This window comes from Amycolatopsis thailandensis (assembly GCF_042723255.1).
In the GTDB taxonomy this organism is placed as follows: Bacteria; Actinomycetota; Actinomycetes; order Mycobacteriales; family Pseudonocardiaceae; genus Amycolatopsis; species Amycolatopsis thailandensis.
In genome coordinates this window covers 40642-60617 of sequence record NZ_JBHXJK010000032.1, presented here as the reverse complement: position 1 = coordinate 60617, position 19976 = coordinate 40642, and the positions used below count along the sequence as shown (strand labels likewise).

17 protein-coding genes are annotated in these 19976 nt (G+C 69.2%); 9 read left to right on the top strand and 8 right to left on the bottom strand.

Annotated features, from left to right (window positions below):
• The first annotated feature begins 19 nt into the window (after positions 1–19).
• Together ACFWMR_RS15535 and ACFWMR_RS15530 are read left to right on the top strand one after the other, a co-directional pair.
• Positions 20–598, top strand: a complete 579-nt coding sequence (locus tag ACFWMR_RS15535; RefSeq protein ID WP_244199953.1) for a TetR/AcrR family transcriptional regulator — start codon at positions 20–22, stop codon at positions 596–598.
• A gap of 102 nt (positions 599–700) precedes the next feature.
• Positions 701–1561 (top strand): NAD(P)-dependent oxidoreductase, encoded by an 861-nt coding sequence (locus tag ACFWMR_RS15530; protein ID WP_378378836.1) that lies wholly within the window; start codon positions 701–703, stop codon positions 1559–1561.
• A gap of 1464 nt (positions 1562–3025) precedes the next feature.
• Here the strand turns inward: ACFWMR_RS15530 and iolD are convergent.
• The 7 genes from iolD to ACFWMR_RS15495 are packed head-to-tail and all read right to left on the bottom strand — an operon-like array spanning position 3026 to position 10396.
• Positions 3026–4864 carry a 3D-(3,5/4)-trihydroxycyclohexane-1,2-dione acylhydrolase (decyclizing) gene (gene iolD, locus ACFWMR_RS15525; protein ID WP_378378835.1) on the bottom strand — a complete coding sequence of 613 codons (1839 nt, stop codon included), beginning with the start codon at positions 4862–4864 and terminating at the stop codon, positions 3026–3028.
• Positions 4861–5751, bottom strand: coding sequence for a 5-deoxy-glucuronate isomerase (gene iolB / locus ACFWMR_RS15520; RefSeq protein ID WP_378378834.1), 891 nt, complete (start codon positions 5749–5751; stop codon positions 4861–4863). The genes iolD and iolB overlap by 4 nt, the downstream gene beginning before the upstream one ends.
• Positions 5748–6680, bottom strand: coding sequence for a 5-dehydro-2-deoxygluconokinase (gene iolC, locus ACFWMR_RS15515; RefSeq protein WP_378378833.1), 933 nt, complete (start codon positions 6678–6680; stop codon positions 5748–5750). The genes iolB and iolC overlap by 4 nt, the downstream gene beginning before the upstream one ends.
• The gene (locus ACFWMR_RS15510) at positions 6677–7459 is read right to left on the bottom strand and encodes an ATP-binding cassette domain-containing protein (protein WP_093938218.1); all 783 of its coding nucleotides are present in this window, start codon (positions 7457–7459) and stop codon (positions 6677–6679) included. The genes iolC and ACFWMR_RS15510 overlap by 4 nt, the downstream gene beginning before the upstream one ends.
• Positions 7456–8490, bottom strand: coding sequence for an ABC transporter permease (locus tag ACFWMR_RS15505; RefSeq protein ID WP_378378832.1), 1035 nt, complete (start codon positions 8488–8490; stop codon positions 7456–7458). The genes ACFWMR_RS15510 and ACFWMR_RS15505 overlap by 4 nt, the downstream gene beginning before the upstream one ends.
• Complete coding sequence (locus ACFWMR_RS15500; protein WP_378378831.1) at positions 8487–9473, bottom strand: sugar ABC transporter substrate-binding protein; 987 nt, start codon at positions 9471–9473, stop codon at positions 8487–8489. Before ACFWMR_RS15500 ends, ACFWMR_RS15505 begins: the two co-directional genes overlap by 4 nt.
• A gap of 23 nt (positions 9474–9496) precedes the next feature.
• Positions 9497–10396: a sugar phosphate isomerase/epimerase family protein gene (locus tag ACFWMR_RS15495; protein ID WP_378378830.1), complete on the bottom strand. Its 900-nt coding sequence runs from the start codon at positions 10394–10396 to the stop codon at positions 9497–9499.
• 111 nt (positions 10397–10507) lie between these two features.
• Between ACFWMR_RS15495 and ACFWMR_RS15490 the strand changes: the two genes are divergently transcribed.
• The 3 genes from ACFWMR_RS15490 (at position 10508) to ACFWMR_RS15480 (ending at position 13524) form a co-directional block, all read left to right on the top strand.
• Positions 10508–11512, top strand: a complete 1005-nt coding sequence (locus tag ACFWMR_RS15490) for a LacI family DNA-binding transcriptional regulator (RefSeq protein WP_378378829.1) — start codon at positions 10508–10510, stop codon at positions 11510–11512.
• Between the two features lie 4 nt (positions 11513–11516).
• On the top strand, positions 11517–12518 hold the full coding sequence (locus ACFWMR_RS15485) for a Gfo/Idh/MocA family protein (protein WP_378378828.1): 1002 nt from the start codon (positions 11517–11519) through the stop codon (positions 12516–12518).
• 511 nt (positions 12519–13029) lie between these two features.
• Positions 13030–13524 (top strand): hypothetical protein, encoded by a 495-nt coding sequence (locus tag ACFWMR_RS15480; RefSeq protein WP_378378827.1) that lies wholly within the window; start codon positions 13030–13032, stop codon positions 13522–13524.
• Here ACFWMR_RS15480 and ACFWMR_RS15475 read toward each other — a convergent pair.
• Positions 13521–16508, bottom strand: a complete 2988-nt coding sequence (locus tag ACFWMR_RS15475) for an AfsR/SARP family transcriptional regulator (RefSeq protein ID WP_378378826.1) — start codon at positions 16506–16508, stop codon at positions 13521–13523. The two genes, ACFWMR_RS15480 and ACFWMR_RS15475, sit on opposite strands and share 4 nt — an antisense overlap.
• A 402-nt stretch (positions 16509–16910) precedes the next feature.
• Between ACFWMR_RS15475 and ACFWMR_RS15470 the strand changes: the two genes are divergently transcribed.
• The 4 genes from ACFWMR_RS15470 to ACFWMR_RS15455 form a co-directional block, all read left to right on the top strand.
• Positions 16911–17306, top strand: a complete 396-nt coding sequence (locus ACFWMR_RS15470; RefSeq protein WP_093938226.1) for a GntR family transcriptional regulator — start codon at positions 16911–16913, stop codon at positions 17304–17306.
• Positions 17303–18166 (top strand): ABC transporter ATP-binding protein, encoded by an 864-nt coding sequence (locus ACFWMR_RS15465; protein ID WP_378378825.1) that lies wholly within the window; start codon positions 17303–17305, stop codon positions 18164–18166. Before ACFWMR_RS15470 ends, ACFWMR_RS15465 begins: the two co-directional genes overlap by 4 nt.
• 8 nt (positions 18167–18174) lie before the next feature.
• Positions 18175–18969, top strand: a complete 795-nt coding sequence (locus ACFWMR_RS15460) for an ABC transporter permease (protein WP_378378824.1) — start codon at positions 18175–18177, stop codon at positions 18967–18969.
• Positions 18970–18983: 14 nt separating this feature from the next.
• A partial coding sequence (locus ACFWMR_RS15455; protein ID WP_378378823.1) for an ABC transporter permease occupies positions 18984–19976 on the top strand: 993 nt, incomplete at its 3' end.

Below are 19976 nucleotides of genomic sequence, written 5' to 3'. Positions count from 1 at the left end.
ACGTGCGATGCTGGGTGTCATGCCCCGTCCGAAGGGATTCGACCCCACCGAGGTGCTCGACGCCGCGGTCGGCACCTTCTGGCAAAAGGGATACGCGGCGACGTCGGCCCAGGACCTGGTCGACCGCACCGGCCTGGGGCGGGGAAGTCTCTACAACACGTTTTCGAGCAAGCAGCAGCTGTTCAAGGAGTCGCTGCGCCGCTACGAGGAAACGTCCGCCACCCGGGTGGAGGAGATGCTGGTCGCCCCGGGAACCATCCGGGAGCGGATCCGGCGTGTGCTGATGGACGTGGTCCACGACGAGATGGACACCTCGGGCACGCATCGCGGGTGCCTGGCCGTCAACGCCGCCCTGGAACTCGGCGGCGTCGACGACGAGGTCACCGCCCGCGTCCGGCACAACTTCGAACGGGTGGAGAACGCTTTCCACGCCGAGTTCGCCGCCGCCCGGCAGGCGGGCGAGATCGGCTCCGGCCGGGATCCGCGGGCGCTGGCCCGGTTCACCCTCGCCGCGATGTACGGCCTGCGGGTGCTGGGCAAGACAGCGGACCGCCAGGCGCTCACCCAAGTCGTCGAAACCACCATCGAGGCGTTCTGATGTTCCAGGTTTCGTAACAGCCCCCCGCGTTCGAGCGCGACTTTCTTCGCGCTCGTTCTTTAACGACCATTCCACTACCGAGACGAGGAGTGAAGGCGAGTCATGACGGAAACCGTCGCGGTGCTGGGCACCGGGATCATCGGCGCCCCGGTCGCCCGCAACCTGAGCAAGGCCGGGTTCGCGGTCCGGGCCTGGAACCGCACCGCGGCCAAGGCGGAAGCCCTCGCCGGGGACGGTGTCCAGGTCGCGGCGAGCACAGCGGAAGCCGTCGAGGGCGCGCCGGTCGTGATCACTGTCCTGACGGACGGCCCGTCGGTGCTGGAGGCGATCCGCGCGGCCGCTCCCTCCGCCGGGACGATCTGGGTGCAGCTCAGCACCGTCGGCGACGCCGTCGACGAGCTGATCGCGTACGCCGACGAGCAGGGCCTCGTCTTCGTCGACGCGCCGGTGCAGGGCACCCGCCAGCCCGCGGAGCAGGGCCAGCTGATCGTGCTGGCGGCGGGCGCGGCCGGCGCGCGCGAGACCGTCCAGCCGTTGTTCGACGCGATCGGCAAGCGCACGCTGTGGGTCGGCGAGGACGGCCGCTCCGGCGCGGCGAGCAGGCTCAAACTGGTGCTGAACACGTGGGTGATCGCGCTGACCCACGGCGTCGGCGAGGCGCTGGCGCTGGCCGAGGGACTCGGTGTCGACCCGAAGCACTTCGTCGACGTCGTCACCGGCGGCCCGATGGACAACGGCTACTTCCAGGCGAAATCCGCCGCGATCCTCAAGAACGACTACACCACCGCCTTCTCGGTCGACAACGCGGAGAAGGACGCCCGGTTGGTGCTGGAAGCCGCGGCTCGCGCGGGTGTCCGGATGGACGCCGTCGAGGCCGGGCGCGCCCGCTTCGCCCGCGCTTCCGAAGCCGGGCACGGCGACGAGGACATGGCGGCCGGTTACTTCGCCAGCTTTGACAAATAGGGCGGGGGTGGGCGCGGCCGCGTCCGGTTAGCTGGACGCGGCCGCGCTCTAGCCCTTCACATACCGCACCTGTCCCGACTTGCCCCGCTCGAAGCCCTCCCGCCCGGAGGGGCACTGTCGTAGGTGGGGGTGGTCGTGGACTCGACATGATCACCTAGTGAGAATGCCAGTAACTGAAAAGTAGTTGCGAGAACCACGCTCGATATGGTCACCGTTGCCATAAACTGGCGTAAGGACATATAGATACCCATCAAGGATCTTCCTTGCCTATGTCGGTTTTGTGAGCGTTGTGCTGACCTGGTCAGCACACCATTCCCCGCCCGGGTGGAGACAACCTGGGGAAACCGGGGATGAGGGAGGGGAGCGGATGCCGCGACGTCCTGGAGGTGGAGCGTCTCCCCCTGGCTCGGTCGAAGCCGGAATTCGTGATCTTGCTTTGAACACTGGGCCGGACATCGGCAAACTCGTTCGCGGTGACACAGAGGGGATCGCTACCCTGATGTCCTTGGCTCGGCCGCCGCATGATTTCGCCGACTCCGCGAAAGCGGCTGCTCTGCTGTGCTTGCTGCAAAGTCTATTGCCAGAAATCGGAAACCCGAGGTGGAGAGCTGCGGCGAAGGCCGCTCTCAGGATGCCTCCCGATCAGTACACATTAGCCGATCATGGTTCGTTGGCCGGCAGAATGAGGGCAGCTTCTGAACGCGGCGAAGGTGATGGCAGCAGCGGATCGACCCGTTCTGGGGAGGACTACAGAGGTTACTGGATCTCCGCGGCCAGTCAAATAGCAGAGATCTTGGTTGAGAGGATCCGTAGTCTTAACAGGGAACCCGACACCTGGCGTTGCTACTTGTCCAATAGTGATGACTGTTCGAAAAAAGTCGACAGGAGCGCATCGGAGGAAGTCGATGTGCTCTTTACTTTGCGCGGCGACAGGGGGTATGAGGCTACGTACTATCGGTGGTTTTCCAGTGAGTCGGAAGTCTCACACTTTGACGCTTTGGGTTGGTATTTCAATGACCCTGATGCCGAGGTGGAGATTCAGCCGATTGCGAACTGCAGGACACTCGAGGAGTGTTACCCTGCCCCGACTGGTGGACGGCGCAGGCGGTTATACTTTGCTCACACGGTCAGACCGGGCGATACCTACTTCTTTGCCTATTTGGTTCGGTACCACTCGGCAAGGCGTTGTCGCCCGGCCGTCCAACAGGACGTGTTGAGGCCGACGTCTAAGATCACCTTCCGTATCCAATTCGATCCAGCCTTGACGCCTTCGATGTGTTGGTCATTCGGGGGAAGACCTGACGCCGACTCCTGGCGGCTTCCTGCTGAGGGGTCGTCACGACTCTTGCCAGTTACAAGCGTTGGATACGTGGAGCACGTCGCTGCCGGTTGCGACGTGGGGTGCAAGTACGGCGTTCGCTGGTTGTGGCCGGAACTTGATGGCGAGGTCGTTGAACCCGTAGTTCAAGCCTTCACATAACGCACCTGCCCCGACTTGCCCTGCTCGAAGCCCTCCCGGCCGGAAAGGTGTTCCGGGACGCCGACCTCCCACCAGGCCCCGGCTTCGGTCCACGAGGCGGGCTGGGTCCGCACCACGACCACCGCCGGCCGTTTCCCGGACACCGCCGTTTCGCGTGCCTTTGCGTAAGCCGCCCGCACATCGTCCAAAGAGGACGCCGTGAACACCGCGCACCCCAGCGACTCCGCGTGTTTCGCGAAGTCGACCCGAGGTGGCGAGGCGTGCGCGCTCCGGCAGTCGGCGAGGAAGTTGTTGAACGGCTTGCCGCCTTGACCTTCCTGAAGACGCGCGATGACCGCGTAGCCGTCGTTGTCGCAGACCACCGCGACGAACGGATGCCCGGCGAAGGCGGCGGAGAACAGTTCCGAGTTCAACATCAGGTACGAGCCGTCACCGAGCATGGTGGTGACCAGGCCGCCGGTGTGCGCCATCGCCGCGCCCCACGCGCCCGCGAGTTCGTAGCCCATGCACGAGAACCCGTACTCGACGTCCATGCTGACCGAACCCGATCCGCGCCAGCCGCCGATCAGTTCCCCCGGCATCCCGCCGGACGCTGTCATCACGTAGTCGTGTGGCTCGGAGAGGTCGTTGACCACGCCGACGACCTGGGCGTAGGTCGGCACCTCGCCGGAAACCGCGCGCAGGGTGTCGATGTGCGCGTCCCACCGGCCACGTTCCGCCGCCGCACGCTCTGTCCACAAGGGATCGACCCGCCAGCTCTCCAACTGGGCGGCCAGATCCGTGAGCCCCGCGTCGGCGTCACCCACGACGGCCAGCGCGCCGTGCTTCACCGCGTCGAACCGGGCGGCGTTGAGGGTGACCAGCCGGACGCCGGGCGAGAACACCGTCCAGGACGCCGTGGTGAAGTCCTGCAGGCGAGTGCCGACGGCCAGCACGACGTCCGCCTCGGCGGCCAGGACGTTCGCGGACGCCGAACCGGTGACGCCCAGCGGACCGGCGTGCAGCGGATGCCCGTGGGGGACCAGCGTGCGTCCCGCCGTCGTTTCCGTGACCGGGATCCCGTGCCGCTCGGCGAAGGCCAGCGCACGCTCGCCCGCGCCTGAGTACCGGACACCGCCGCCCAGCACCAGCAACGGCTTCCGCGCCGACCGGAGTGCGCCCGCCGCTTCGGTGAGCGCCCGGCGATCGGGCCGCGGGCGCGGTGGGCGATGGGTCACCGGTTCGAAGAGCGAGTCCGGGAAGTCGTAGGTCTCCACCTGGACGTCCTGCGGCAATGCCAGTGTCACCGGGCCCGCGTCCGCCGGATCGGTCAGCACCCTGGCGACCTGCGGCAGCGTCGAAAGCAGCTGCTCGGGCCGCGTGATCCGGTCGAAGTACCGGCTCACCGCGCGGAAGGCGTCGTTGACCGTGGCCGTGGGATCGCCGAAGTGCTCCACCTGCTGCAACACCGGATCCGGGGCACGGCTGATGAAGGTGTCCCCGGGGAGCAGCAGCACCGGCAGCCGGTTCGCGTGCGCGACCCCGGCCGCGGTGACCATGTTCAGCGCGCCGGGCCCGATCGACGACGTCACCACCCCGACCTGCCGCCGATGCGTCGCCTTCGCATAGCCGACCGCGGCGAGCGCCATGCCCTGCTCGGTCTGCCCGCGCCACAGGGGCAGCTCGTCGCGCTGCTCCTCCAGCGCCGTTCCGAGACCGAGGACGTTGCCGTGCCCGAAGATCGCGAACACCCCGGGGAACAACGGGACTTCCCGCCCGTCCAGGGTCTCCGAGCGTTGCGCGAGCAGCCAGCGCACCAGGGCCTGTGCCGTGGTCAGCTTCATGACACCCGTCCTTCGTGGCTCGTGACCGGGCAGCGCGGATCGAGTTCCTGGTCGTTCCAGGTCTCGCGGACCCAGCCGTGCGCTGGGTCGTCGCAGAAGGCCATCGACCGCTCGTCGGCCGGCCCAGCCAGGACGTTCAGGTAGTACATCGGGTAGCCCGGCGCGGCGACGCAGGGTCCGTGATAGCCGCGTGGGATCAGGAAGACGTCCCCGTCCCGGACCGCGACGTCCTCGTCCAGTTCGCCGTCCGAGGTGTACGTGCGATGGAGGCCGAACCCTTCGCGCGAAGTCGTCACGCCGTCGCGGCCGGCGACGCGGAAGTAGTAGATCTCCTCGTTGACGACCTCGCATTCGGACGCCTCGTCGTGCTTGTGCGGCGGGTACGAGGACCAGTTGCCACCGGGGGTGATGAGCTCGCACGCGTTCAGTTTGTCCGCGTGGTCCCAGACACCGGGGACGCCGAAGTTGGTGACCTGCCGCGTGGCCTGCCCCGCCCCGCGCACCTCCACCGGCACGTTCTCGGCCGGTCCGTAGCGCGGTTCGAGACGGCGTGCGCAGCGCGCCATCGGCAGCGCGACCTCGATCCCCTCGACTGTCGACAACTCGACTTCGGCGTCACGCGGGACGTAGGCGAAGTCCGTGACCCGGGTGAACACCGAATCGCGGCCGGCGAGTGCGAAGACCTGCCCGTCGACCCGGACGGTGCACGCCCCGGCCAGCGGCAACACGAACGCTTCGTATTCGCCGGTGCGCACGATCCTGGACTCGCCGGCGGCCAGTGAGAGCACCCTCAGGCCGCTGTAGGTCCAGCCCGCCGAATCCGGGGTGAGCCGGACCGGGTCCCGCCCGTCCGAAAGCGTCCCGAGTGGACGGTGCAGCTTGCTCACAGCAACTCCTCGATCTCGTCGGCGGTGGGCATGGCGTCGGCACAGGCGAGCCGGGAAGCGACGAGCGCGCCCGCCGCGTTGGCGTAGGTGGCGATGCGCACCGGATCCCAGCCGGAGAGCAGGCCGTGGATCAGCGCGCCACCGAAACCGTCCCCGGCGCCGAGCCCGCAGACGACCTCGACCCGCTGGGGAGGCACGGTCCAGCGGCCCTCGGCGGTGGCCACGAGTACTCCCTCCGCGCCCTTCTTGATCATCGCTAGCTCGACACCCCTGGCCAGCATCCGCGACGCGGCCTCGTCGGGATCCGCCGTGCCGACGGCGACCTCCGCCTCGGCGCGGTTGCCGACCGCGACCGTGACGTGGTCGAGCATCCAGCCGATCTCTTCCCGCGCTGTCTCGGTATCGGGCCAGAACATCGGCCGGAAGTCGAGGTCCAGCACGGTGTGCGCGCGGCGTCCGCGCCGTCGGAGCATCTCGCGCTGGGTGCCGCGTGCCGGTTCGACGGAGACGCCGGTCCCGGTGACCCACAGCAGCGGCACCGTTTCCACGACGTCCCAGGGCACATCGGCCTCGTCGAGGGTCAGGTCCGGAGCGATGGGGGACCGGTAGAACAGCAGCGGCGGATCCGCGGGCGGGTCCAGCGCGCAGAACACCACCGGTGTCTGCAAGTCGGCCGACGTCCCGACGTGATCGGGAGAGACGCCGAACTCGCGCAGTGCCTGCCGCACGTAGTCCCCGAAGCCGTCCGGGCCGACCTTCGTCAGCACCGACGTCGAGCGGCCGAGCCGCGCGGCGGCGACCGCGACGTTGGTCGCGGTGCCGCCGAGAGACTTGGCGAAGGTGCTGACCCCGGCCAGCGGCACGCCGCTCTGCTCGGGGTAGAGGTCCACCCCGACCCGGCCGACGGTCAGTGCTTCGAGAACGGTCATGAAGAGGACTCCGCGGCTCGCAATTCGTGTTCGAGGGCTTCCAGTTCCGCGCCGCCCGCCATCTGCCGGGTCAGCTCGGCCAGGTCGATCCCGGACTTTTCGTAGGCGCCAAGCGGCGCGCCCCGTTTGAGGAGCAGGAAGCGATCGGCCACGGGGTACGCGTGATGCGGGTTGTGCGTGATCAGCACGACGCCGAGCCCGCGGTCACGAGCCTGCGCGACGTACTTGAGCACGACCCCGGCCTGCTTCACACCCAGCGCGGCCGTCGGCTCGTCGAGGATCAGCACTTTCGCCCCGAAGTGCACCGCCCGCGCGATGGCGACGCACTGCCGTTCGCCACCGGACAGCGTGCCGACCGGCTGTTCGACGTCCCGCAGGTCGATGCCCATGTCGGACAACGCCTTCTTGGTCGTCTCGCGGCCCTTCTTCCGGTCCAGCGCGCGGAACGGGCCGAAGCCGACCGTCGGTTCGGAGCCGAGGAAGAAGTTCCGCCACACGCTCATCAGCGGCACCACCGCCAGGTCCTGGTACACCGTCGCGATGCCGCGATCGAGCGCCTCGCGGGGTGACGCGAACTTGACCGGTTCGCCTTCGACGAGGAACTCGCCCCGATCGTGCTGGTGGACCCCGGCCAGGATCTTGATCAGGGTGGACTTGCCGGCGCCGTTGTCGCCGAGTACGCAGGTCACCTCGCCCGCGTTGACCACGGTGGACACGTCGCGCAGCGCGATCACGCTGCCGTAGGTCTTGCCGACATCCTTGACCTCGAGAAGACTCATCGCCGGACCCTTTCCGCGCGCCGCCGGAAGGCGTTGTTGACCAGGACCGCGGACAGCAGCATCACGCCGAGGAACAGCATGAACCAGTCGCTGTCCCAGCGGGCGAACACGATGCCCTGCCGTGCCATGCCGAAGATCAGCGCGCCGATCGCGGCGCCGATCGCCGAACCGAACCCGCCGGTCAGCAGACAGCCGCCGATCACGGCCGCGATGATGTACTGGAACTCCAGCCCGATGCCCTGGTTCGCCTGGACGCTCGCGAACCGCAGGATGTTGATCGAGCCGACCAGCCACGCGGCGAGCGCGGTGGTCATGAACAGCATGATCTTGGTGCGCACCACCGGCACCCCGACCGCGCGCGAACTCTGCGCGGAGCCACCGACGGCGAAGATCCAGTTGCCGAGCCTGGTCCGGACCAGCAGCCAGGCCGCCAGCGCGGCGAACCCTATCCACCAGACGATGGAGATCTGGAATGCCGTCCCGCCGATGTCCACTGTGGACGCGAAGACGAAACCGGCGGACTCGTAGCCGTCGGTCGAGCGCATCCCGGAGACCTGGACGGTGCCGGTGACCAGCCGGGTGACGCCGAGGTTGAGCCCTTGCAGCGCCAGGAACGTGCCCAGGGTGACGATGAAGCTGGGCAGTCCGGTGCGCATCACCAGCCAGCCGTTGAACGCGCCGACCGCGAGGGAGAAGACCAGCGAAGCGAACAGCGCGAGCCAGACGTTCCAGCCCGCCTGCGTCGCCAAGGTCGCGGTGACCAGCGCGGTGGACGCCGTCATCACGCCCGCCGACAGATCGAACTCGCCGCCGATCATCAGCAGCGACACGGCGACCGCCATGATGCCGAGTGTCGAGGCGTCGTCCAGCCAGGTCGCCACGCCGCTGCCGCTGAAGAACTGGTCGGTGACGACGGTGAAGAACAGGAAGACGACGACGGCGCCGAGCAGCGCGCCGATCTCGGGCCGGACGACCAGCCTGTCCAGCAGCCGCGGCTTGGCGACGCGTTCGTCGAGGGTGGTGGTTGTCATCGCGTGCCCCTTTGCACGTACTGGCCGACGGTGTCCACAGTGGATTTGTCGACCAGGTCGGGCCCGGTGAGCACCGGTTTCCCGCCGCCGACGACGTTCGCGTTGTCCCGGTAGAGCTTGAGGAACTGCACGGGGAGGTAGCCCTGCTCGTACTGCTGCTGATCGACCGCGAAGACGACGTCGCCCGCCTTGATCGCGCCGACCACGTCGGTGTTGAGGTCGAACGTGCCGACCTGCGCTTGCGAGCCGACCGCCTTGATCGCGCTCACCGCCCGCGCGGCGACCTGCGAGTTCAGCGTCAGGACGGCGTCGAGGGAGGAGTCGGTCTGCACCGCGCCCCTGATCCGGGATTCGGCGTCGGTCGGGTTGCCGATGTCGACCTGCAGGGTCTGCACGTCGCCCGCGAAACCGGCCTTGGCGCCGTCACAGCGCTGGGCCTGCCCGACGTTGCCCGCTTCGTGGACCACGCAGAGCAGCTTCTTCTTACCCAGTTCCCGGAACTTCTTCCCGGCCTCCTCGCCGGCTATGGTCTCGTTCTGCCCGACGTGGGTGAGCGCGCCGTAGCCCGCGCTCTTGTCCTCACCGGAGTTGATGGTGATGACCGGGATCCCGGCGCGGACCGCGTTCTCGATCGAGGTCTTGAGCGCCTCCGGGTTCGCCATCGACACCACCAGCCCGCCGACCTGCTGGGCGACCGCGTTGTCGATCAGCTTGGCCTGGTTGCCGGGGTCTCCGTCGGAGTTGTACTCGACCTGGACGCCGAGCTGCCTGCCCGCCTCCTCGGCGCCGTTCTTGACCACGTTCCAGAACGCGTCACCCGCCGTGCCGTGCGAGATGACCGCGACCCGCAGCGGCCCGCTGGGCTGGGTGGTCGCCGGGCCCGCGCCCGCGGCGGGTTTCTCCTCGGCCTTCGGCCCGGTGCACGCGGACAGGACAAGCAGCCCCGCCACAAGCACGAAGACCGCTTTCAAGCGATGGGACATCGTCGTCTCTCCTCGCTTTTCCGTTACCTGGCAGCCGGAAGCCGGCTGACGATTCCGCCGAGATGCGCCAGGCTCCTGGCCACGTCCCGCTTGGGCAGATCTTCCGGGCTCCGCTCGCTCAGCGCGGTGTCCTGTTCCAGTACGTACCACCCGTCATAGCCCGCCTCGTCGACGAACCTGACCATCGCTTCGATGTCGACGTCCCCGTCGCCGAGCGGGACATACAGACCTTCGCCCACGGCTTCGGCGTAGGGAAGCCTCCCGGCACGGACGTCTTCGGCGAGTTCGCCGCGCACGTCCTTGAGGTGCAGGTGGCCGACCCGTTCGGGATACCGCTTGGCCAGCTCGACCGGGTCGGTCCCGCCGATCAGGAGATGCCCGGTGTCCAGGCACAGCGGGAGATCGGAATCGGCGAGGAAACGCTCGACCTCTTCCTCGGTCTCCGCGTGCGTCCCGACGTGGGGGTGCAGCACCGTGCGGAGTCCGTGGCGCGCGGCGATCTCCCCGATCCGGCCGGAGGTCTCGATCAGTGTCGCCCATTCGGCGTCACTCAGCCTGGGGCGGTCGTCGTAGCCGTCGAGACCGGTCGCGGCGGCGAGCACGACCATGCCGCCACCGCAGGCGGCGAACAAGGCGGCGGACTCCTCGGCCTCCGCCAGCGCGGCCCCGGGGTTTTCGTGCAGTACGACGGCGAGGAAACCGCCGACCAGGTCGAGTTCGTGGCCGCCCAGCAGCTCACGCAGCTCCGCCGGGGCTCGCGGCAGATACCCGGGCGGGCCGAGTTCGGTCGCGCGGATCCCCAGCTCCGCCATCTCGCCCAGTACGGTCCCCGCGTCGAGTACGCGGCCCCAGCCGGGGACTTCGCAGACACCCCAGGAGATCGGGGCGGCGGCGATTCGGATCCGGGACGTCGTCACTGTCATCGGCGGCCTCCTGCGGCGAGTGCGGGGATCGGGTTGGAGCGCTCTATTGATTAGAGCGCTCTAATCATGTAGCGTCCGTCACAGCAAAGTCAAGGGCAGGGGGAGGATGAAATGGCACGACCGACGATGGAGGACGTCGCCGCGAAAGCGGGGGTGTCCCGTGCGCTCGTGTCCCTGGTGATGCGCAACGCGCCGAACGTCTCCGACGAACGGCGGACGCGGGTGCTGTGCGCGGCGCACGAACTGGGCTACGAGCCGCACGCGATGGCCAGGTCGTTGGCCAGCCGGACGTCGACCGTGCTCGGGGTGATGGTCTCCGATCTCCGCAACGCGTTCTTCGCCGACGTCGTCGAAGGGCTCGACGCGGCGGCGGAAGCGGCCGGATTCCACCTGATCCTCAACACCGGTGGCCGCAGCCCCGCGCGCGAGCGTGCCGCGCTGAAGAGTCTGCTGTCGTTCCGGCCCGCGGGGGTGATCCTGTTGTCTCCCGTGGTTCCCGCGTCGGCGATCGAGGAGGCGGCCGCGCAGGGGCCCGTCGTCCTGGTGTCGCGCACCTCGCGTGTGCCGGGGGTGGACACGGTGAACGACGACGGCGAAGCGGGGGCCGCGCTCGCCGTCGATCACCTGGTCTCCTTGGGGCACCGGAGGATCGCCCATCTGGACGGTGGGGTCGCCGCCGGTGCGGCGGCCCGGCGCCGGGGGTATCAGCAGGCCATGCGGCGGCATCGGCTGCACCCGCACATCGTGCGCAGCGAGCACACCGACACGGCGGGCGAGAAGGCCGTGCACGAACTGCTCGGCGAGCCTCCCCTCGGGGGATTGCCGACAGCGTTGCTGGCGGGCAACGACTTCAACGCCGTCGGCGCGATCTCCGCGTTGGAAGAGGCAGGCCTGCGGGTCCCCGAAGACGTCTCCGTCGTCGGCTACGACAACACCTCGCTGGCCGCGCTGAAGCACCTCTCACTGACCACTGTGGACCAACCGCGCACCGAAATGGGCAGGCTGGCCGTCGAAGCGCTGCTCGAACGGGTCCGGGGTGAACGCGCCGAACCGGTCCGGCATCTGCTGCACCCGTCGCTGGTGGTCCGTTCGACCACCGCCGCTCTGGAAAGGTAACGACATGAGGTTGGGACTCGCCGGCACCGGCCGGATCGGCACTTCGCACGCCGAAACCTTGAAGAGCTTCGACGAGGTTTCGTCCGTGGTCGTCGCCGACGTCGACGCCGGGCGCGCGGGGGCGGCCGCGGCCAAGATCGGCGTCGAAGCGGCCGCAGACATCCCCGCGCTCTTCGCGTCCTCTTTGGACGGTCTGGTGATCACGGCGGCGACGGACGCGCATCCGGAGCTGATCCTCAAGGCCGTCGACGCGGGGATCCCGGTGTTCTGCGAGAAGCCGGTCGCCGCCGACATCCCGGGCACCCTCGCGGTGATCGACAAGATCTCCGGCTCGGACGTCCCGGTGCAGATCGGTTTCCAGCGCAGGTTCGACGCGGGCTACGCGGCCGCCCAGGCGGCGGTGGCCTCGGGCGAACTCGGCTGGCTGCACACCTTGCGCGCGACCACGCTGGACCCGGCGCCGCCGCCCGCGGAGTACGTCGCGCATTCCGGTGGCCTGTTCCGCGACTGCGGAGTGCACGACTTCGACGTCGTCCGGTTCGTCAGCGGCCGTGAGGTGGTCGAGGTCTACGCGATCGGGGCGAACAAGGGCGAGCAGTTCTTCGTCGACGCCGGTGACGTCGACACCGCGGCCGCGACCCTGACGCTCGACGACGGGACGCTGGCGGTGGTTTCGCTGACGCGCTACAACGGCGCCGGTTACGACGTCCGGCTGGAAGTGCTCGGCTCGGCGGGGAACGTCGTGGTGGGCTTGGACGATCGTGCGCCGCTGACCTCGGTGGAACCGGGCGTTCAGCCGTTGCCCGGCCCGGCCTACCCCGGATTCATGGAGCGCTTCCGGCCCGCGTACCTCAGTGAGCTGAAGGCCTTCCTCGACGTCGCCGCCGGTCGCGTGCCGAGCCCGTGCGGAGCGGCGGACGCACTGGAGGCGTTCTACATCGCCGAGGCCTGCGAGGTCTCCCGGCGCGAACGCCGCCCGGTCCGCGTGGACGAGGTCCGAGCCTGAGTCACGCTTACGACCACCGCACCGACCCGGCCGTTTCGCGTGACTGAATGGACGACACGCGTGCTCAGACGGACGGCACGTGTGACTGGCCAGACGGCACGCGTGACTGGCCGGACGACACGCGTGACTGGCCGGACGACAGCGCGGCCGGGGCTAGTCGTGTGTCGTCCGTCGGAACACACGTGTCGTCCATCCCGTCACGAGTGTCGTCCGTCTGATCACGAGTGTCGTCCCTCCAGCCACGCGAGTTCGCTGTCTGATCACGTGAGTTCCGGCTTCAAGCACGCGAGTTCCGGCTCCGATCACGTGAGTCACGGCTCCGATCACGTGAGTCACGTGTCGGATCACGCGAGTTCCGGCTTCAAGCACGCGAGTCACGTCTTCGGGTGTCCGGGCACCCCGAAGGCAGGTTGCTGCCAAACACCCACCGCCACCGCGAGACCCTCGCTAACGTGATCGCCGACCATGACGGGCGGGCGGTTCGCGCCGCCGGAACGCGCGAGGAGCCCGGATGCAGCCGAACACACCGCAGCCAGAGTTCGCTCCGTACGGCCGCCCGCTCAAACCGAGGGTGAACGCCACGGCGGCGGTGGTCGCGGGCAGCCTGGCGCTGCTCACCGTCGGGATGGTCGTCTGGTTCACGCTCTACAACGTCGTCTACGCCACCGAGTCGGCCGATCACGTGTCCGGCCCGGTGGTGCAGAACCTGATCGGTGGTGTCGTCGGAGCCGGGGCGCTGGCGGTCGCGGCGGGATTCACGTTCGCCCGCCGGATCGCCGGCGCGTGGACCCTGTCCGCGCTTTGCGCGCTCTACGTACTGGCGATCTTCGTGGCGGCGCCGCTGCTGTGGGGCACGCCCTTCAGCGTCCACCTCGGGTGGATCTTCGGCTTCGACAAGAGCAACGGCGTTGCCGTGGCGCTGACGGTCATCTTCGCGATCCTGACCGCGATCATGGCGGCGATCGCCGGCAGCGTGAGGTCGTCCGGCGAGAAGGCGCGCGGCTAGAGCTCGTCCAGGATCAGTTTCGCGCGTTCCTCGACGAGCCGGTAGCCGGACCGTGCGGCGAGTTCCAGCGCCAGTTCGCCGTGTGTCCGGGCTTCGGCGTGCTTTCCCAGTCGCAGCAGGGTTTCCGCGAGCCCGGTCCGCGCGGCGGCCTCGCACCAGAAGAAGCTGGTCGTCCGGGCGATCGACAACGCGAGCCGGTGATGTTCGGCGGCCTCCTCGGGCAGATCGAGCCGCAGGCAGACCTCGCCGAGCCCGACGAGCGTCCAGGCTTCGGTGCCCCGGTCGCCGATCTTGCGGGTGAGTTCGACGGCTTCGAGCGCGTCGGTGCGGTTCTGCTCGCTCGGATCGCGCCCGCTTTCGAGCACGGCCCGGCCGGACAGCGCCGTCGCCTCGCCGTAGGTGTAGCCGAGTTCGCGGTTGGCGGCGAGCGCGCGGGTGTAGAAGTCGTAGGCGTCGTCGGGAAGACCGAGGTCGCGGTGCACGTTGCCGAGGTCGACCAGCAACACCGCGACGCTGAACCGGGCACCGTCCCGTTCGGCGACCGCCAGCGCGCGGGTGAAGTTGGCGCGTGCCTCGTCGAGCTGACCGGTCTGCCAGTACGGGAACCCGAGGTTCGCCAACGCCATCGAGATCCCCGGCAGGTTCAGTTCTTCGCACAGCCGCAGGGATTCCAGCCCGCAGCGGATCGCCTCCTGCGGGTCGCCGAGGCGCTGGTGCACCGCGCTCAGGTTGTTGAGCACGGCCGCGCGGCCGGCGTCCCAGCCGTCGAGGAGGTCCCCGCGCAAGGCGCTCGTCAGGTGTTCGCGCGCCTCGTCGTAACGGCCGCTGTTGACGCAGGCGAGCGCGATGCTCAGATGCATCGCGGCCTGCGCCTGCCCGGCGCCGCTGCGTCGGGCGGCCTTGAGCGCCGTCGACGCGGTGTCGATCCATTCCGCGTGGTGACCGCGCTGGTGGAAGAAGGCGCGGAGCGCGTCGGCGAGGTGCCAGGAGAACTCCGGTGGACCGTGTTCGGCGCTCTGCTCGACCGCCGCGGCGAGGTTCGGCCACTCGGCGTCCAGCCAGGCCAAAGCCTCTTCGGTGTCGCCGAAGGGCTTGTCTTCCGGTTCCTCGCGCGGCAGGCGCAGGAAGTGCGGGATGAGGACGCGGCCCGCGGCGTCGGCGGTGGTCAGGTAGCTCTCGAACAGCCGCCTCTCCGCGCTGTCGCGTTCGGGTTTCGTGTCCTCCGACAACGTGCGGCCCGCCGCGAAACTGCGGAGAAGGTCGTGGAACCGGTAGCGCCCCGGGGTGTAGCGCTCGACCAGGTGCGCCGCGGCGAGCGCTTTGAGCTGCTGGTTCGCCTTCGAATGCGGGACACCGGTCAGCGCTTGCGCGGCGGGAGCGGTGAACGTCTGCCCGGGGACGAGCGCGAGCCGCCGGAACAGCAGCCGGTGTTCCTCGGGAAGCGCGCGGTACGAGACGCCGAACGCCGTGGTCACGGCGCTTTCCTCGGCGCCGTCGACGGTCAGTTCGGTCAGCGGGTCGCCACCGGCGAGCTCGCGGGCGAGTTCGGCGATCTCGGGTTCGCCGCTCGCGCCGAGGTTGGCCGCCGCGATCCGGAGGGCGAGCGGGAGGTGCCCGCACAGCCGGGCCAGCTCGGCGGCCGCGACGGCTTCGGCGGCGACGGTTTCGCTGCCGAGCACGGCTTCCAGCAGATGCCGCGCGTCTTCGGCGGGCAGCACCGACAGCGGGAGCGCGCGGGCGCCGGTCCGGGCGATGAGGTCGCCGAGCCGCTGGCGGCTGGTGACCAGGACCGTGCCCGACGGCGGCAGGAGCGGCAGCACCTGGCCGGTGTCGCGGACGTTGTCGAGGACCAGCAGGACCCGGCTGTCGGCGAGGAGGGACCGCAGAAGCGCGGCCCGCGTGTCGGTGTCCGGCGGGATGGCCTTGGGCGCGGTGCCGAGCGCCTGCAGAAGCTGCGTGAGCGCGACGGCCGGGGTGAGCGGTTCGTGGTCGGGATCGAAGCCGCGCAGGTCGAGGTAGAGCTGGCCGTCGGGGAACGCGTCGCGGACGCGGTGAGCCCAGCGGACGGCGAGCGCGGTCTTGCCGACGCCGGCTGTCCCGCTGATGACCCAGATGTCGGTGCCTTCGCCCGCGTGCCGGGTCGCCTCGTCGAGCCGCTCCAACTCGGACGCCCGCCCGGCGAAGCCGCGGACGTCGTGCGGCAACTGCGCCGGGCGGACCGGCTCCGGCCGGGTCGCGGCCGCCGTGGGTTCCAAGGCGGGATCGGCGGCGAGGATGGCGGTTTCCAGCCGTCGCAGCTCGGCCGAGGGGTCGAGGCCCAGTTCGGTGCCGAGCCTGCCCCGCAAGGCGCGGAAAGCCTCGAGAGCGTCGTCGGTGCGCCCTTCGCGGTGCAGCGCGAGCATGAGCTGCCCGACGAACCGCTGCCGCAGGGGATGCGCGGCGACCAGTTCGGTCAGCTCCGCGAGGACCTGCCTGCCGCGGCCGAGCCGCAGCTGCGCGTCGGCGCGATCCTCCAGCGCCGTCCAGCGTTCCTCGTTCATGCCACCGCGGAGCCGCTGGGCGACCTCGCCGCTCACGACGTCGGACAACGCTTCGCCCCGCCACAGGCCGAGCGCCTCGTCCAGAAGTTCCACGGCGGTCTCGTCGTCGGCCTCGCGGGCTTGGGCGGTCAGCCCGGTGAAGCGGTGCAGGTCGACCTGGTCCGGGGTGACCTTGAGCAGGTACCGGGTCCCCTCGGAGACGATCTCCGGCCCGCCCGCGCCGCGGAACACCGCGCGTAGCCTGGACACGAGCGCTTGAACGGTGTTCCGGGCACTCGCCGGCGGTTCTTCGGGCCAGAGCAGGTCGATGATCCGGTCGCGAGGCACCGGTTTGCCCGCCTCCAGCAGCAGAACAGCCAGTACGAGCCGCTGTTTGGGCGAGCCGAGATCGACCGGATCGCCACCGGCCCACGCCTCGACGGCGCCGAGGACGCGGAACTCCACCCGGCCACCTCCGCTCACCTCGTCAGAGCCTGCAAGCGTAGTGCAAGCGCCCTGCATCCGGACGCCGTGATCCTTGTGGGGTGTCCACCGAGGACCCGTCGCCGGAACCGTGCCCAACCAACAAGACGGGCAGGACCCCCCATTCGGTTCCGGTACGACGGTGGGCACCTTCAACTTGCACAGGCACCGCCTTCTGACGGCGGTGGGGGTTGGGGGTAGTGCCAGCTCGACGTCTTCCCCCGTGTCGTCGAACTGGCGCTTCTTCTTGACTGGGGCTGGGGTTTTCCGTGAAGGCCTCCTCGATGGACTCCATCGGGGAGGCCTTCACGGTTTTCGGCATTTGACAAGAGCGGCCACCTGCCTGCACCCTTTCACTACTTAATTAGTGAAAGGGTGTTGCCGGTGGTCACCTTCCATCTGGACAAGGGCTCGGGCGTCGCGACGTACGTCCAGCTCGTCCAGCAGGTCAAGAACGCCCTCCGCCTGGGGCTGCTGGAGCCGGGGGACCGGCTGCCGACGGCGAAGGAAGTGGTCGCCGAACTGGCGATCAATCCCAACACCGTCCTCAAGGCCTACCGCGAGCTGGAGCGCGAAGGGCTCGTCGAGGGGAGGCCCGGTCTCGGCACCTTCGTCCAGAAGACGCTCGGAGGCGCTTCGTTCGCCGAGCGCACGCGGTTGCGGAAGAGCCTGGGGGCTTGGGTCCGCGACGCGCGGGAATCGGGACTGGACTCCGAAGACGTCGAGGCGCTGTTCACCTCGGTAGTGGTCGACGGCTTTCGAGGGGAGCGAACGGCATGACTGACAAACCCGTGATCGAGGCGACCGGTCTCGGCAAGCGCTACCACCGCAAATGGGCGCTGCGCGACTGCTCCCTGTCCGTCCCGAAAGGACGAGTCGTCGCCCTCGTCGGCCCCAACGGCGCGGGCAAGACGACCTTCCTCCACCTGGCGGTCGGGCTGCTCGGCGCGACCCTCGGCTCGGTCTCGATCCAGGGCACCGTCGCGTTTCTCGCCCAGGACAAGCCGTTGTACCCCGGTTTCAGCATCGCCGAGATGCTCAAGTTCGGCAGGCGGCTCAACCCCGGCTGGGACGACGAGTTCGCGCACAAGCGCATCGATTCACTCGGGCTTCCCTTGAAACACAAGGTCGGCAAGCTGTCCGGCGGGCAGCGCGCGCAGGTCGCGCTCACCCTCGCGCTCGCCAAACGCCCGGACCTCCTGGTACTGGACGAGCCGCTCGCGAACCTGGACCCGCTGGCCCGTCACGAGGTGATGCGCGGGCTGATGGAGGCGGTCGCGGAAACCGGCATGACCGTCCTGCTCTCCTCGCACGTCGTCTCCGATCTGGAGAACACCTGCGACTGGCTGATCGTCCTCAACGGCGGCCGCGTCCAGGTCAGCGGCGACATCGACGAACTCGTCGCCGGGCACCGCATCCTTTCCGGGCCTGTCGAGGAGGCCGACGCGCTGGCCACCCGCGTCGCTGTCGTCGACGAGGCCCGGGCGGGCAGGCAGGCGACCGTCTTCGCCCGCACCGAACCGGTTCCCCTGGGTCCACAGTGGACCGAGAGGCCGGCGAACCTGGAGGAGCTCGTGCTCGCCTACCTGCGGCGACCGGAATCCGCGAGCCTGCCTCGCCCGACACTGGCCTCGGCGTAGGGGGAACGATGTTCTGGCTCGCTTACCGCCAGCACCGGATGCAGCTGCTGATCACGGCGGGACTGCTCGTCGCCGTCGGGATCCTGTTGCTGGTCAACGGGAACGCCGCGGCGGACAGTCCGGACCCGGCCAAGCTGTTCGCGGATCTGTACACCTATCTCTCCTGGCTCCAGGTCGTCCCGGTGGCGATCGGCGTCTTCTGGGGCGCGCCGCTGGTCGCGGCCGAATACGAACGCGGCACCACGAAACTCGCCTGGACCCAGTCGATCTCACGGTTCCGCTGGCTCGGCGTGAAACTGGGGTTCCTCGCCGTCCTCGCCACGCTCGCGGGTCTCGCGTTCGGCACGATGATGCAGCGCTGGGTCGAGGTCTTCCCGACCGATCGCGGCGACACCGCCTTCACCAGCCGCTTCGACAATCCGGTCCTGTTCGCGATGACCGGGGTCGCGCCCGGCGCGTGGTGGCTCTTCGGGTTCGTGCTCGGCACCGCCGCGGGCGCGCTGATCCGCAAGACCCTGCCCGCCATCGCGGTCACCATCGCGGTGACGGTGGGCCTGATGATCGGCGTGGCCAACGTCCGCGACCTCTACGCCGAACCGGAACTCGTCACCCTGGGGACGGGGAAGGAACCCACCGGCCGGGTCCTCGAAATGATCAGGGACGCCGCCGGGGAGATCACCGCGCTCAAGGTCCTGCCCCAGGACTGGTACTGGCGCTTCCAGTGGACCGAAGCCGCGATCCTGGCGGGCGTCTCGCTCCTGCTCGCCGTCGCCGCGACCTTCGCCATCCGACGCCGCTCCTAGAAAGGCACAAGTTCTTGCTTTGGCTCACCTGGCGGCAGCACCGGACCCAGCTGCTCGTCACCCTGGGGTTCCTGGCCGTGGTCGGCGGGATCCTGCTCCTGTCCGGGCAGGCCGCCATCGACGCTTCGAACGGCAAGACCTCGATGTACTGCCATGGAGGCGGCATCCCGTGCCGAGAGTACGACGCGGGGCTGGAGGGCCTCTACCAGCGGATCTACCCACTGGTCGTGATGGTGCCGTTCATTCCCTTGCTGGCGGGTGTCTTCTGGGGCGCGCCGCTGCTGGCAAGGGAATACGAGCGCAACACCCATCAGCTCGCGTGGACGCAGTCGGTGAGCCGCGGCCGCTGGCTGGGCGTCAAGTTCGGCGTCCTCGCCGGGTGCGCGGTCCTGGCCGGACTCGCTTCGGGGCAGATGTTCGGCGGGTGGCTGGAAATGTTCCCCGGCAAGGCGGAGTCCTTCGCCGAGACGTCCTACTTCGGCGCTGTCGGGGTCGCGCCCGCCGCGTGGTGGCTGTTCGCCTTCGCGCTCGGTTCGGCGGCCGGGGTGCTCGTGCGCAAGACCTTGCCCGCCATCGCGATCACGGTCGCGGTGTTCCTCGCGGCTTCGATCGCCTTGCTGTTGCTGAGGCCGCACTACGCCGAGCCGGTACGTACGACCGGCCCTGATCCGGCGACGGTGGGGGCGCTGATCGTGAAGGTGGGCAGAGTCGGGCCGGACGGCCGCGAGATGAATTCACTGGACGAGGTGCCCGGTTGCCCGCGGGGACTGGGGAAGAACGCGTGCGCCGAGGCCGCGGGCTACCGGGACTTCACCGTCTACCAGCCCGTCGACCGGTTCTGGCGGTTCCAATGGACGGAGACGGGCATCCTGCTTGCCGCGACCGCGGCCCTCGGGGGCGCCGCGGTCGGGGGAACGGTCCGCCCCCCGCGCTGGGACCGCCGCGGGCCCCAGGCGCAAAACCCCCGCCGTTCCCGCCCGGTCCAGTCGGACCCAGGGTTGAGGTCC